This window comes from Enterococcus alcedinis (genome assembly GCF_014635985.1).
GTDB classification, from domain to species: domain Bacteria; phylum Bacillota; class Bacilli; order Lactobacillales; family Enterococcaceae; genus Enterococcus_I; species Enterococcus_I alcedinis.
This window is the reverse complement of sequence record NZ_BMDT01000004.1, coordinates 72,454-87,681: the sequence shown is the minus strand read 5'-3', so window position 1 is coordinate 87,681 and position 15,228 is coordinate 72,454. Positions and strand designations below refer to the sequence as shown.

Sequence of the window (15,228 nt, the reverse complement as noted above, 5' to 3'; positions counted from 1 at the left end):
TAAGTATAACACAATGATGTTAGAGCGCTTTCTTTATGCTTTGATCTTATTTAACTGAACCCAACATTCCTTGAACAAACTGTTTTTGTAGAAGGAAAAAAATTAGTGCCGTCGGTATTGTTGCAATAACAATTGATACCATCATCATACCAAAATCGGGTGTATACGAAGCGCCAATTACGGAGAGAGCTAAAGGAACTGTCCGATTTTCAGGAGACTGTAACGAGACTAATGGCCATAAATAGTTATTCCAACTATTCATAAAGGTAATAATTGCTCCTGCAGCAAAGGTGTTCCTTGAAGCAGGCATATATATTTTGAAGAAAATTCCCCATTCACTTAAGCCATCAATCCGTGCGGCTTCAACTAAATCCTTTGGAAAAGATTTAATGTTTTGGCGAAAGAAGAAAATTAAAAATGCGGTACAAATTGAAGGAACAATAACAGAAAACATTGAATCTAAGCCGATTCCTTTTAAAGGTGTGCCATTAAATGTACTAAACATACGATACAATGGAATCATAATTGCTGAAAAAGGTACCATCATTGACAACAACAAGATGGTAAAAATCCGGTCTTTGGCTTTACTTTGAAAAATTTCAAAACCATAACCTGCAGCAGAAGATAACAGTAAAGCAAAAATCGTAGTTATAATCGCAATAATCATCGAATTCTTAAAAGCATTCATAAATCCAACGTCATTTTGTAATAAGTTTTGTAAATTAATTAGAAACTGATTGCCAAAAAAAAGTTTTCCAGCATTAATATCGACCGTCTTATTCGTCATACCAATTAAAATCCAAATAAAAGGAAAAATTGAGATAAACGATAAGAAACTTAAAAATACATATTTTAAGCCTAAACTAATTTTTTTACCCATCTTAATCCTCCTTTATAACTCTTTTTTGAATGATTGATAAAACGACAATAAAGAAGACAATCACAAAAGACACAGCTGCTGCATAACCAAAATTTGGTGTAAATTTATAACTCAAATTATAAATGTATTGTGACAGCGTAATTGTACTATTAGCCGGTCCACCTTTGGTAATATTTTGCACCTCATCAAAGAGTTGTAATGTGCCAATTGTTGAAGTAATTGTCGTAAATAAAATAACAGGTTTTAGATTTGGAATTGAAATCGAGAAAAATTGTTGTATTTTACTCGCACCATCAATATCTGCCGCCTCATAAATTTCCGGATCAATATTTTGCAAGCCTGAAATATAGAAAATCATATTATAACCCGTCCAGCGCCAAGTAATAGCAATCACAATTAAAACTTTTGCCCAAACTGGATGGGTTAGCCAAGGGATTGCTTGATCAATCAAATGAAAATCTAATAAAATCTTATTTACAAAACCAGTTTGACCGAACAAACTCTTCATAATTAAAGAGTAAGACACCAAGGACGTAATACTTGGTAAAAATAAAGCCGTACGGTAGAAACCACGAAACTTAAGCTTCTTATCATTCAACATTTGTGCAAAAACCAAACCTAAAAATAACATCAACGGCACTTGAAATATTAAATAAGCAAATGTGTTAAACAAGGCTTTCTTAAAGGTTGTATCGCTTAACATTCGTTTATAATTACTTAAACCACTAAATTGCATATCAATTGGAATACCTGTTTTAAATGACGTTAATAAACCCGAAACCATCGGAACAAACACAAGTAACGTAATCAATACAATCGGAAGTAAGATGAAGTAATTTCCACTGCTTTTTTTCTTCATATACGCTTCTCCTTTCATACGAGAAAAAGAGCAATCAGTCATTTGCAAAAATCCGCTACACTTGAACAAGAGTCATGAGGCATTCCTATCAAATCATTGCGTTTTGTTGCTACTGATCAGACCGCTCTTTTTTCATAAAATTAATTAATTGTTGATTCGACTTGCGCTTGTGCTTCTGTCAGCAATTGATCTAGATCTTCGCCGTTAATTGCTCGTTGAACAAATTCTGTCATAATCGCTTCGATTTCATTTGTATGTTTTCCATATTTGACTGTCGGGATCTCATTCATCCATTCTGAAAAATCAAGATAGACTTTTTGTCCGCTATAAAATTCACTTTCTGCTTGGTAAGCTTCCGTATTTTCAGCAGCCTTCAATGTACTTACTAATCCAATTTCTTTTACTAACGTGTTCATCAAATCTTCACTTGAACCAAAGGTCTCCTTCAAGAACTCTTTCGCTTTAGCAGTATCTCCCACACCTTTTAGGACATACCAGCTACCACCACCAATACTTGAAGCATTGACAGAACTGGATACGTCAGACAGACGCGGTGTTGGTGCAATTCTCCACGAGCCACTTTGATCTTCTGCTTGCATAATTGAACTTGAGTACCATGAACCACTTGGTGCAGATGCTACTTCACCAGTATTTAATGCAGCTACTCCTGAATCCCAATCTGAAACAGATAAAGCAATGCCTTCTTCTAACATTTTAATGTAAAGTTCGATACCTGCTTTTAATGATTTGTTGTTCGCAATCGTTACTTCACCATTTTCTCCCGTATACCATTCACCTGCCGATTGCATCATGATTCGAACTGGTCCCAAGTCACTTGGATCAAGTGATAGTAATTGCTTACCTGTTTTTTCTTTTACATCTTTACCAATCTTAATGTATTCATCCCACGATAAATCGGTCATATCTTCATCTGTGTAGCCTGCTTCTTGAATTAAATCCGAACGATAAAACAAACCAGAAACACCACTATCAAAAGGCAATCCATAAATTTTTCCATCTTTACCTTTTGAGGCTCCGAATTTATATTGTGCAAAATCATCTTCATTAATAATGTCTGATAAATCTTCAAAGGCATCCGGATAAGATTCTAAAAATCCTTGTGCTTTGTAGTCCTCAATCAAAACAATACTCGGTAAACCATCTTTGTTTCCTGCAGTTAGCGCGGTATTTAATTTTTGAACGATATCATCTTGCGAACTGGCAACGATTTCAATTTTCTCATCGGAAGAATAAATATTATTTGCCTCTTCTAAAGCTTTAATATTAAATGTTGGATCCCAAGCCCATGCAACAACGGCTTTTTGCTTGTCATCGCCTTTATTCGGTGTGTCGCCACTTTCACTCGCTCCACCACCACTTCCACATGCCGCAATCAATAACGTACCTAGTAGGGCAATAGATAATTTTGATAATTTCTTCATTTTTTTGACTCCCCTTCGTTTTGTATTCCTATTTCCTCTACAATATAATCAAATTAATCCTTGAAATCAATCCATTTAAAGCGCTTTCAATAAATAGTACAAAAATATGAAAATAATACAAAAAATCGAATTGAAATAAGATTGAGTATCGCTAACAGATTCAGTACAATGATAATAGGATATTGAAATAATACAATCAGGAGGCTAGTCAACATGCGTACCCTATTAGTCGTCGATGATGAAAGTGAAATTAGACGAGGCATTATCCAAGGATTTAACTGGCAAGAGCAACCTTATAAAATAATCGGAGAAGCAGCCAATGGTCAACAAGCAATCGATTTTATTCAAGTCAGCGTTCCCGATATTATTTTATTAGATATTGTGATGCCCATCATGAACGGTATTGATTTAACTAGCTATCTAACCAAGCACTATCCACAAATTTCTGTTGTCATCTTAAGCAACTATAGCGATTTTTCATATGTCAAACAAGCCTTATTAAATGGTGCTAAAAATTACCTGTTAAAGGCGACGCTAAATGAAAGCGAATTATTTAACACACTTGATACACTACCTATCCAAGAAACGCTAGAAAATCAACCACAACGCTCCATAGAAGAACAACTCAAGGATCGTTTTTTTTCAAATCATGCGATTCATAAAAATGATATCCAAGATTCTCTCTTTCAATACCCTTACCAAACCTTATTAGTAACCGATTTGCTTTTTTACGAAGAGGATTTTGTTTTAAAAAACAAGTTAACACTCACTGATTTATTTCCTTATAGCAATATCTATTGGTTAACGATCCAAAATTATGTAATCATTATTATCGATTCTAAACTCGTAACAACTGCGATTAACGAGGCCATGGTTTCGTATTTACAGACAATCGGTTTTCATGATTTTTTTGGTTACTTACGTCCTTTTTTTGACGGCAATGCACAAGCACCTTCCCTAACATTTATCAATGATTCCCCATTAAATCAACGTTTCTATTTAAATGACCAGCAAATCGTGACTGATGAAACAGTTATTACGATTCAACGATTGCCGATATTTTCTTACGAGACTTTTCATTCCTTCTTAAATAGTTTAGAAGAAGAGGCCGCTCTTAATTATTGTTTTCGTTACTTGACTTTGCTTGATCATCAACTGTTTGATGAACATGAAATGAAAGATTTTTTTTCGAATCTTTTTTATCAATTATTTCAACACATTGAGAAATTTTATTCTGCCTATTCATTAGTCAATATCAATAAAGTAACAACCTTATCAATCATCAATAATAGCTTGACACACAAAAAATTAATTGAAAATGTCCAGACGCAGTTCACTCATTTTGAGCAACTTTTTTACTCATTTAAAAGTAATCATCACGAACAGCTAAAACAAGAGCTCATTAAATTTATAAAGGAAAATGCCTCAAAGAAAATCACTTTACGTGATGCAGCTGATTTTTTCCATTTTAATTATACGTATTTTTCAAGTTTTTTCTCACAACATTTTGATTTAAATTTCACTGATTTTTTAACACGGATTCGAATTGAAAAAGCAAAGACACTCTTGACTGAACATCAGCAAAATATCTCAGAGATTTCTGCTGCCGTAGGTTTTTCTGATATTAGCTATTTTTCACGCGTTTTCAAAAAGGAGACGGGCTATTCACCTTCTACTTATCGACGAAAGGGTGTTCATATTGACTAAAATTCTAACATTTTATAAAAGAAACGAATTATTAATCAAATTGTTACTCCTCTTTTTAGTTGCAACCATCAGTGTTGGAACCGTCATTGCCTTTGTCTCAATCAAGACAGCCGAACGAGCCTATGTTGATTCTTATAAAGATTCGAGCCAATTACTTCTTAGCCAAATGAATGATAATTATGAATCACTTAACGATAGTATGATTAACATTATTAAGGAAGTGCAATTCAATCCTGCGGTAAAGCATTATATGAAAGATGATTTTACGGATGAAACCAAACTCAATCAAGCCATTTACCACATGAAACAACAAATACTCAATACAAACTTATTATATAATAATATTTCTTCCAACTTAGTTATTTTAGGTACCAATAAGAATATTCATTACCAATCAGAAGGAAAATCTTTATATACACCTGATGAATTACTTGAAAAAGAATACATTAAACAAGCACATGATGATCCAATGTCCACTGTGTATCACTATTCCACAAAGGGTTATAGCTATACAACCGATGGTAAGCCCAGTCTGATTGTCGTAAAAGCCATTCACGATTTAGATGGAGTCTACGGCTATGTTTTAATGACTATTCTAGAAAGTGAATTTTCTCAATTTTACAGCCGACTGTTAGATCCAAATGTGAATCAGGTTTGGATAAGTAATCGTGACGGCTTGATAATTTCCTCCAATCAAAAACAAGATATTGGCTCGAATATTGATCAAAAGAAAGCTCAATTCACCAAATTAGAAGCCAAAAATGTCAATGCCCTTTCACAAGAAAAAATTTACTCCTTTGATTATGATTTATATAATCTAGTTGTTGAAAAACTTGTTGCTCAAAAAATGGTACTGTATCCAACGGTAATTTCTGTTAGTCTATTCATTATGTTCCTCGTCTCATTGATTGCATTTTTAATTATTCGAAAAGCAACCGCTCCTATTTATGAACTGACACGAAAAATTCCAGATGTCATTAAGGGGGACTTTTCCAAAGCGGTTAACGTCAGAGGAACCAGTGAAATTAAAGGGTTACTCAATGCCTACAACTTTATGCTCGGCGGTCTACATAACTACGTTAATCAGTTACTACAACAAGAACAAGAAAAACGTTATCTAGAATTCCAAGCGTTACAGTTAAAAATTCAACCCCATTTTATTTACAACACCTTAACTGCCATTAAATTTCAAGTCATCCAAAATAAAAACCAAGATGCTGTGGATTCCCTTGACGCCTTCATTCGTTTATTAAGAAATTTAATTGGGACAAAAGATGAGTTTATTTCCTTAGATGAAGAATTACGCAATTTAAATGATTATATCCATATTTTAAAAATTCGTTTTGGATCGAACATTAAGACGACCATTCATCAAAAAGCTACAACCTCGATACTCGTACCAAAATTAATCATTCAACCTTTTGTTGAAAATTGTTATATCCATGCCTTTCCTAATGAAAACAAACTAGGTAAAATTGATATCTTTATTTTAGAACAAACAGATACAATTAAAATAGATATTATCGATAATGGTATTGGCTTTGATGTTCACGATGCATCATCCAAAACACAAGAACAACAGCGTTTTTCTGGTATTGGTATCTCCAATATTACAGAACGTCTAGAACTTATTTATCAAGAAAAAGACCTACTAATCATTGAGAGTCAGCCGAATATCGGGACACTCGTTTCAATTATTTTACCGAAAAAAATACCTTTGAATTTCCATAAAAAATAATGGTGATTCAAAGGTTTTTTGTATGTATATTAAAAAATTAATTCAAAAATCGTTGTTGATTGATAATCACTTGCTGGATCTAAAATGATGTTCCCAAAGCCCTCATGATTGATTGCATCAGGTAACCCTTGCGTTTCTAGCGTAATTCCTCCGTGTTGTACTTGAGTGCTTCCACGCATCGAAACAGGCGCATTTAGTTGGTTCGTCGTGTAAACAACAACACTTGGCTGATCCGTATAAAGGTTGATTTTGACTTTTCCATCAGGTCCAAACAATGTGCCTTTAATTGATTCAAACGGGCTATCATTAAACACAAATGGATGATCAAAACCATTCACTAATTTATTTTGAGCATAATCACTCGTAAATCCATCCGCTAGTAGACGTCCTTCTTTGTCATTAAAATCAAAAGGTGTGCCCGCTGAAGCGACTTTTTCTCCTGTTGGCAAGACATCTTCTGTCAATGAACCGAAGAAATCACTATCCAGATACAGGCGATGGTTCGCAACCGTCTCCGTGATTTTTGGATTTAAATTAAAGTAGACATGATTCGTCGGATTATACAACGTTCGCTCATCGGTTTGTGCCCAGTAATCAATTTTAACTTGATTGCTGTCGGTTAACGTATACGTAAGTTTTTGCTTCAAATTTCCTGGAAAACCATTTTCCATATGAGGGGAATCAATCGAGAAAACAACACTGGCTTGTTCGTCTCCTTCAATCATTTCATAATCCCAAATCTTACGGTCAAAACTATTCACACCACCATGTAGATTGTTCTCACCATCATTCTTTTCTAATTGAAATTCTTTACCATCCAGCTCAAATTTCGCTCCCGAAATCCGACCAGCTACACGCCCAATTGAAGCGCCTAAGTAAGAGTCAATTTCATCATATTCTTTCGCTGACTCAAAACCAAGAACAAGGTTTCTTTGCTCCGTACCAAAATCAGCAATTAAATTAACGATTCGTGCACCATGATTCGAAAGTCCTAAAGTTACATTATTTTTATTCGTTAGAGAAATCAGTTTTTCTCCTTTTTCACCAAATGCTGCTACATCCATTTTCATCTACTCTTGTCACCTTTCTAATTCAATTATAAAATTTTAGCCTGAGTCGCTCGAAGGCATCACTCAGGCTAAAATAAATTATTTAAAACGTCGTTCGTTTGTTGCTTTAATTTCCGTAATGGTTACTTTCGGTTGACGATCCGGTGTATACAAGCCGTTAATCTCCTGCTCGACATCCGTTAGTTGCGTGTAACAAAAACCATTAATATATTCCAAATCTTGAATCGCATGCGTAATCCGATTGAAACGCTCTAGGAAATCCGCTTCATTTTTGACTTGATTACCGTAACCCCAGTTTTCTTCCGTACTGTTTTCAAAAGCAATACCGCCATATTCAGAAATAATAATCGGTTGCCCTTTATAGCCATAACCTTTAGCAAAAGCAAACCAGTCTCTATTAAACATCACATCATTTTCAACAATCGCCTCTTTATCGGCATACCGCTCCGCAAAAGCTGCTCCAAATTCTTCGTAATCATGCAAAGTTAAGATATCTGAAATCGTATGCTCCCAACCATCATTCGTAATAACTGGACGATTGGCATCGATTGCTTTTGTTAAGTAATAAATGCTTTCAGTAAACTGCTGCGGTTTAACTAAATCAACGATCCCTTTGACACCCCAAGATTCATTGAATGGAACCCAAGTAATCACGCTCGGATGATTGTAATGTTGTTCGACAATTTGACGCCACTCATCGGTCAGATTCGTCATCGCCAAATCATTAAAGATATACGTTGACGGCATTTCTACCCAAACGAGTAAACCTTTCGTATCACACAAATACATGAAGCGTTCATCTTCAATTTTTTGATGTTTACGAAGTCCATTGTAACCGGATTCAATCGTTAAATCAAGGTCTTTTTCTAACGCATCGATTGAGGGTGGTGTCAATCCAGACTCCGGCCAATAACCTTGATCTAAAATTAAACGTTGGTACAACTGTTCATTATTCAGTAAGACCTTGCCATTTTCAATCGAGATTTTACGCATCCCAAAATAAGACACGACCGAATCAATTTCATTGTTTGACTCATCAAATAATTTAAACGTCACATCGTATAAATTAGGCTCATGCGGTGACCAGCGTTGCGTCCCCCAGTTTGAATCTTTTTTTATACGTGTTTCCATTTGAATCGGTGACATCTCATGAACGAATAGACTTCTGTGATAACTCACGAGTTCACCCTTAAACGTCACGGTTGCTTCAAAGAAATAGTTTTTATCCGTTGGCAACAATGCCTTATTTTTAAACGATGGCTCTAAAATAATACAATCATTGTCAAAGTCAGGAGTCATTTTCACTGCACGTAAACCATTAAACGCAGCCTTTTCTAACCAAACGGATTTCCAAATCCCAGTCGTCCCAACATACCAACAACCAAATGTTTCTTCCTTCCACGTTTGTTTCCCACGCGGCTGCTCGTTCATTAAGGAATCAACAATACGAACCGTAATTCGATTCTCACCTTCGACTAAATAGTCTGCTAAATCAAAACTAAAACGTTCATAAGCCCCACGATGATCACCTAAAAGTTCCCCATTTAACCAAACTTTCGTATAGTAATCCGAACCTTCAAAAGTCAGCACACGATTGGCTAAATCATCTACACTAAAGGTTTTTTCATACCAAACAACCGAATGTTGCTCTTGCTCATCAATACCACTTAATTGGGTTTCATAAGTAAAAGGCACTTCAATTTTTCGACTTTCTGGAAATTGATGGAACCACTTGTTTTTCAATCCTTCATTTTGATCATCAAAAGTAAAATCCCATTGTCCATCTAATGATAAGAAATCCTCACGAATAAACTGTGGGCGTGGGTGTTCTCTACGGTTAAACATTTTTTCTTCCCTCCAACAATAATTGTTCTTTCAATAATGGCATAAAAATGGCACCTACGACCGTACGGTTTTTGAAGTTCATGACATCCGCCGTCACGGTATCGTACCAATCAGAAAATGGCACACGTGAATTCGATTCTTCTAAATATTTTTTTATTGGTGCAATCATCGTTTCAAATTTTTCTTTGTCTTCTGATAATGTCGCTGTCCACATAATCCAATCCGCTTTTGTATAAGTTTTTCTCGAATCAAGTGGCGTCCCATAATCATTTATTTGGGCTAAATAATGGTCGACTTCTTGCTCACGAGTCTCTTGATTAAATAAATTCAATTCAAATAATTGATCCCAAATCATATTGTATTTCAAACTCCACGAGTCTTCTTGATCAAACGCTAATTTAGTCTTCTCTCCACTATTAGCCATTTGAAGCCAAACTTGAGCCATTTCTTTTGCAGCTCCTTGATAGATCGATGCTTTTTCATGCGAAATTTCTACCAATGCTTTACCAAATAACGCTAAGGCATTGATTGCTTTTAAGGCTAAATTCGCATTGTGCGCTAAATGTCCGGCAAAATCATCGGTACATAGTTGATTTTTCGGGTCTTGACCGAACGCCAATAAGTAGTCCGCCCACTTTAGATTCGTTGTCAAATGTTGCGTAAAGAAAACCTCGTCTTGATCGATCAAGAATGTCGCAGCATTCATAATTAACATATTCCCTGATTCTTCAATCGGCATTTGATGTTCCTCTAAATAAACCTTCTGACCTGCAGGTAATGCATAATAATCAAAAATCGTATCACGACGTCCAATTTGAATATTATCAACCTCGTTTAAACTATAGACTTGACCGGTAACATAAGGATATCTCCCTACGTCATGAGGTGCAAAATCATATTCCCAAACAGGTAAATTCGCAAAGTGATAAACAGGTCGCATCATCCCTTTAACAAGTTCTGGTTGATACAATAAGTATAAAGGCATTGAAGGATAACTAATGTCGACTGTCCCAATACAACCATTTGAACTGCATTCTTTCGATAAAAATATAATTTCACCTTCTGGATTACGAATTAATTTATGCGCACAAATCGATTGACGATAAGATAAACTCGTTAAAAATTCTAAGGTTTCCCCACCAACACGGATCGCATTTTTTTGAATTTCCTGATCAATTTTTTGACAATTTTCTAAATTTTTCGGAATCTCATTAAGATAGTTCTCTAATAAATTGTACATCGTCAAATGCTTTTCTTTCCAAAGTGCATTACATGGCGTACCAAAATAATTTATCGCATGAATATCATCATATCCGACTAAGAACGTCACTTCGTCATCTAGCACATAACTGGCCTCAAGCATTTTTCCATTGCGATAATAAGCCATTTTAACTGATTTTTGAGCGGCAATGTAAAAATATCCCCAATCAATATCAATCAAATCACCTGTTGAGTTCAGTGGCGTTTGTTGGCTTTTTCCCATCCAGACAATATCACTTGTTTCAGTATGAAGCTTTTGCCAGTTAATTGTCTCTTTCATCGGTGAATCTTGACAAATTTCATCGCTAAACTGCCAATCAATCTGAACAATACTCGCCGGATTTTTTTTAATGATTTTTGTTTGAATCATCGTAATCGGTTCAGAAATTTTAACCAAATTCGATAAATCTAAATTCACCGCGAAGGTTAATTCAAGTGTTACTAAATCATTCTCAAACTGATAAGTCGTCCGAGTTGGACTGATATCTAGATTTGTTTGCTCAATTGTAGGAATCTTCTCATCTTTCCCCATAAATCGAAAAACTTGTTGATCCACTGTGATATACCCTCGAATAGGAATTTCTTTTCCCGTCCAACTTTGGGTATCGATATCGTATAAATGATCCGCTGGTGACCAAATTGAAAAATACGGATCACTTAGAATGAGTGGCACCGAGGCCACTCGATTAATTAGCGCCATTTGATTGCTCCTTTTCTTTGATAAAGAAGGACTGAAAGTTGATAAGTCTAACTTCCAGTCCAACTGCTCAAGTTTTGTTATTGAATTATTTCTTAATAGATGGTCTATGCCATTGATTATTAATTTTCAGAATTTTATCTAACTCACATTTCTCTTGTCGATCATATGTCAGCAAGCCATTTTGCTCTTGCTCAACATCCGTTAACTGCGTATAACAAAAACCAAATAGTTTCTCTGATTCGTAAATCGCTTTCATAATACGATCATACTGCTCTAGGAATTCTTCTTCGCTTTTAGCATTGGAGTATCCCCAGCCCTTGTTTTCATCCTTTTGATAATTGATTCCACCAAATTCTGTTAAGAGAATTGGTTCGCCTTGGTATTCATAACCTTCACAATACAATCGGCGACGATTAGGTTCTGATTGTAATAATTCTTCTTCTGTACTTAACTTCTTTTTGAAATATTCAATCATTTTCAGCTCATCTTTATTACCATGAATATAGCTATGAATCGCACAAATGTCTGTCTTTGTCATTTCCCATCCATCATTTGAAATGACTAAACGAGTTGAATCTAGTGAACGTATCAGATGGTAAATCGCCAGTGAAAATTCTTGTTGAACATTGCTCATACTAATTTCAGGTACGCCCCAGCTTTCATTAATTGGAACCCACGTTACTATTGAAGGGTGATTATAATCTCGTTCAATAATTTCTAACCACTCATTCGTTAAGTAACTGACTGTTTCATTCGAATAGACAGATGGCGATGCACACTCTCCCCATACTAAGAAACCCAGTTTATCAGCCCAGTATAGGAACCTTGGGTCTTCGACTTTCTGATGCTTTCGACAACCATTGAAACCCATTTTTTTAGCCATTTCAATATCTCTAATAAAGTCTTCGTCTGAAGGTGCTGTCATTAAACTGCTAGGCCAGTAACCTTGATCTAAAACTAATTTTTGATAGTACGGACGATTATTAAGTAATGTCATACCATCTCTTGTTTTTATTTCTCTCATTCCAAAATATGAGGTAATTTCATCCAATATCAAATTTTCTTCTAGTAAAGTCAGTCTGATATCATACAAGTTGGGTTGTTCTGGTGTCCATGTCCAGCCTACACCATGATAATCACCACGATCGACTTGATTATTTTGTAAATAATAGCTTTTTCTTAAGGTTTCTTCATTAATAATAGAACTTTCTTCTATAATTTTTTTCCCTTGATAGGATATTTCTGTAAGTAATTTTTTCCCGATATATTCTCCTGAAAAGCGATAATCAATTTCTATCTGACCTTCTGAAAATCGAGGGGTAAATCGAGGAGGTAGAATATTAGCAGTACTTGAAATAGCTTCTAACCAAACAGTCTGCCAAATTCCAGTTGTTCTTGGATACCAAATTGCTCTTGCTTCTTCATGCCAATACTGTTTTCCTCTAGGTATTCGTTCATCAGTTGAAGGATCATACACGTATACTGTTAATCGTTCTTCCCCACCTTTTATATGAGGTGTTATATCGAACGAAAATGGCGTATGCCCTCCTCGATGTTCACCTAGATAAGTACCATTCAAATATACTTTAGCTAGGTAATCTACTGCTCCAAAATGAAGAATAATTTTTTTGTTTTTCCATTCATTTGAAATTGAAAATTTTCTTTGATACCAAACAGTGTCATGAAACTCCTTTATATCTATACCACTTAGCTCTGATTGGAACGCAAAAGGAACTTCAATTTCTAATCCAAAATTCCCATTATTTTCTTCATACCATTTCTCTAACATTCCTTGTTCAGTATCATCAAAAGTAAAATCCCATTTCCCATTTAAATTCATCCACTCTTCTCTGACAAATTGTGGACGAGGGTATTCTTTTCTATACATACAACTCTCCTTTAAAAATTCATTTTTATCTGGGATTTCTAACTAATCCTCTCAATATATTCAATAATATAAGCTGTCTGTCCTTTCCTTTGGAATCCAGACCTTCATCTTACCTAGAGTTCGGTTTCCCCATGTATAGTATGGAACTAAGACTAACTTTCCATTTTCATGAGATAAGGTTAGACTACTTGCCCCTGCAAGTGATGATTCTTTCGTCTCCACATATCTATATTTTTCTGGTGCAAATATTTTATCGAACTCTCCTTCGACATCCATTTCTTCTACACAATAAATAAAAGGCCCTTTCTGATAAGCTATTTTCCCACGATTCTCAAAAATATTATCATGACTTCGAACTTCTTCTAATAACATGTCAAACTCTAAATCAAGACTGATAAATTCTTGTTCTAAATTGCCGATCTCGATATAACCGTTAGCTAAAGAGTATTCAATTGCCTCGCCGTTCATTTTCAAATCAAATGATTTCGTCCAATTTGGAACACGTAGTTTTAACTCTTTATTTAAATTTTTCATTTTAATTTTTACTTTTCCGCTAAATGGAAACTCACTATCAATAACTACTTCAGTCCCCTCAACTTGAAAGGCGCTACCAATATATTGATTAATAAAAATAGTATGTTCATCATACTGACTAATATAATTTCCAATGGAAGGTAATAGTCGAACCAAATTTGTCGGACAACAAGAGGTGTCAAACCATGCTTCACGATGATGTCCCCCTTTGGATTCTAATGGATTCACATAAAAAAATTCTTTACTATCAAATGAAATCCCTGAAAGCACATTATTGTATAGTGCTTTTTCGACAATATCTGCGTGTTTTGCATCTTTATTAAGTAAGTTCATTCTTTGATTCCATAGTATTTGTCCAACAGCAGCACATGTCTCACAGTATGCAGTTTCATTTGGTAGACAATAACTTTCTTCAAATCCTTCATTCATTGAAGTACTACCAATTCCTCCTGTTATATACATTTTAGTTTCGACAATATCTTCCCATACTCTATCTAAAGCTTCTTTATACTCTGAGGCTTCATCCATTAAAACCAAATCTGTCATTGCTGCATACATATACATCGCTCTAACCGAATGTCCTTTTGCTTCGGTAATTTCAGAAACTGGAACATCATCTTGACAGTACGCTGGTCCCCACTCGGGTCTATCCCAAATCATCCCTTGTCCATATCCATGGCCTCGTTCTTCAAGAAGCCATTTGGCTAACTCTAAATAATTTTTATTTCCAGTTGCGTGATATAAACGAATGAGTGCTAATTCAATTTCTTGATGGCCTTCTACCCAATGACGTTTCTCTGCTCCAAAAACTTCTCCATAGTAATCTGCTAATCGAATCGCTACTTGTAGTAACTTATCTTTCCCAGTAGCCTGATAGTACGCTACTGCTGCTTCGATTAAGTGCCCTCCACAATACATCTCATGTTTTTCCATGTCCGTCCATTTGTTCTCTGGCTCAACTAAAGTATAATAAGTATCTAAATACCCATCCTCTTCTTGCGCTGCTTCAATATAGGTAATAATTGTATCAATTTCTGCTTCGAGAACTGGATCTTTTTCTAATTGTAAAATATAAGCAGCGCCTTCCAATACTTTATAAACATCAGAGTCATTAAAATAGATTCCTTCAAAGTCTCCGTTCATTAGGCCGCCTGCTTTTTTGAAGTTATCAATCCGGCCACTCTCATAACATTTATCCAAACACACTCGAACCAGATCTTTTTTCCATTGATTTAATTTTGGTGTCCAAAAGCCATCGTTAATTATTACCTCATTAAATTTAATGTTAGTTATCATGTCTTTCCT

Annotated in this window: 10 protein-coding genes; 2 read left to right on the top strand and 8 right to left on the bottom strand. The window is 35.1% G+C overall.

Going from position 1 to position 15,228, the window contains the following annotated elements:
• Positions 1-46: 46 nt before the first annotated feature.
• The 3 genes from IEV09_RS06025 to IEV09_RS06015 form a co-directional block, all read right to left on the bottom strand.
• On the bottom strand, positions 47-880 hold the full coding sequence (locus tag IEV09_RS06025) for a carbohydrate ABC transporter permease (protein WP_188367375.1): 834 nt from the start codon (positions 878-880) through the stop codon (positions 47-49).
• 1 nt (position 881) lies between these two features.
• On the bottom strand, positions 882-1,739 hold the full coding sequence (locus IEV09_RS06020) for a carbohydrate ABC transporter permease (protein ID WP_188367374.1): 858 nt from the start codon (positions 1,737-1,739) through the stop codon (positions 882-884).
• Between the two features lie 140 nt (positions 1,740-1,879).
• Positions 1,880-3,181 carry an ABC transporter substrate-binding protein gene (locus IEV09_RS06015; RefSeq protein WP_188367373.1) on the bottom strand — a complete coding sequence of 434 codons (1,302 nt, stop codon included), beginning with the start codon at positions 3,179-3,181 and terminating at the stop codon, positions 1,880-1,882.
• A 213-nt stretch (positions 3,182-3,394) separates the two neighbouring features.
• Between IEV09_RS06015 and IEV09_RS06010 the strand changes: the two genes are divergently transcribed.
• Positions 3,395-4,888, top strand: coding sequence for a response regulator (locus IEV09_RS06010; protein ID WP_188367372.1), 1,494 nt, complete (start codon positions 3,395-3,397; stop codon positions 4,886-4,888).
• Complete coding sequence (locus IEV09_RS06005) at positions 4,881-6,626, top strand: cache domain-containing sensor histidine kinase (protein ID WP_188367371.1); 1,746 nt, start codon at positions 4,881-4,883, stop codon at positions 6,624-6,626. The genes IEV09_RS06010 and IEV09_RS06005 overlap by 8 nt, the downstream gene beginning before the upstream one ends.
• Positions 6,627-6,655: 29 nt before the next feature.
• Here the strand turns inward: IEV09_RS06005 and IEV09_RS06000 are convergent, their stop codons facing one another.
• From IEV09_RS06000 to IEV09_RS05980, 5 genes are all read right to left on the bottom strand, one after another.
• The gene (locus IEV09_RS06000) at positions 6,656-7,690 is read right to left on the bottom strand and encodes an aldose epimerase family protein (RefSeq protein ID WP_188367370.1); all 1,035 of its coding nucleotides are present in this window, start codon (positions 7,688-7,690) and stop codon (positions 6,656-6,658) included.
• Between the two features lie 84 nt (positions 7,691-7,774).
• Positions 7,775-9,541 carry a glycoside hydrolase family 2 protein gene (locus IEV09_RS05995; protein WP_188367369.1) on the bottom strand — a complete coding sequence of 589 codons (1,767 nt, stop codon included), beginning with the start codon at positions 9,539-9,541 and terminating at the stop codon, positions 7,775-7,777.
• A complete protein-coding gene (locus IEV09_RS05990) occupies positions 9,534-11,501 on the bottom strand; it encodes a glutaminase domain-containing protein (protein WP_188367368.1) in 1,968 nt (655 codons plus the stop codon). The genes IEV09_RS05995 and IEV09_RS05990 overlap by 8 nt, the downstream gene beginning before the upstream one ends.
• A gap of 85 nt (positions 11,502-11,586) precedes the next feature.
• Positions 11,587-13,389 carry a glycoside hydrolase family 2 protein gene (locus IEV09_RS05985; protein WP_188367367.1) on the bottom strand — a complete coding sequence of 601 codons (1,803 nt, stop codon included), beginning with the start codon at positions 13,387-13,389 and terminating at the stop codon, positions 11,587-11,589.
• Between the two features lie 60 nt (positions 13,390-13,449).
• A complete protein-coding gene (locus IEV09_RS05980; protein WP_188367366.1) occupies positions 13,450-15,219 on the bottom strand; it encodes a glycoside hydrolase family 127 protein in 1,770 nt (589 codons plus the stop codon).
• Positions 15,220-15,228 lie beyond the last annotated feature (9 nt).

Bases quoted from the DNA above. Each gene is read 5' to 3' on its own strand.
- IEV09_RS05995 (WP_188367369.1), bottom strand. From the start codon at position 9,541: ATGTTTAACCGTAGAGAACACCCACGCCCACAGTTTATTCGTGAGGAT.
- IEV09_RS06000 (WP_188367370.1), bottom strand. From the start codon at position 7,690: ATGGATGTAGCAGCATTTGGTGAAAAAGGAGAAAAACTGATTTCTCTA.
- IEV09_RS05980 (WP_188367366.1), bottom strand. From the start codon at position 15,219: ATGATAACTAACATTAAATTTAATGAGGTAATAATTAACGATGGCTTT.
- IEV09_RS06010 (WP_188367372.1), top strand. From the start codon at position 3,395: ATGCGTACCCTATTAGTCGTCGATGATGAAAGTGAAATTAGACGAGGC.
- IEV09_RS05985 (WP_188367367.1), bottom strand. From the start codon at position 13,389: ATGTATAGAAAAGAATACCCTCGTCCACAATTTGTCAGAGAAGAGTGG.
- IEV09_RS06025 (WP_188367375.1), bottom strand. From the start codon at position 880: ATGGGTAAAAAAATTAGTTTAGGCTTAAAATATGTATTTTTAAGTTTC.
- IEV09_RS05990 (WP_188367368.1), bottom strand. From the start codon at position 11,501: ATGGCGCTAATTAATCGAGTGGCCTCGGTGCCACTCATTCTAAGTGAT.
- IEV09_RS06020 (WP_188367374.1), bottom strand. From the start codon at position 1,739: ATGAAGAAAAAAAGCAGTGGAAATTACTTCATCTTACTTCCGATTGTA.
- IEV09_RS06015 (WP_188367373.1), bottom strand. From the start codon at position 3,181: ATGAAGAAATTATCAAAATTATCTATTGCCCTACTAGGTACGTTATTG.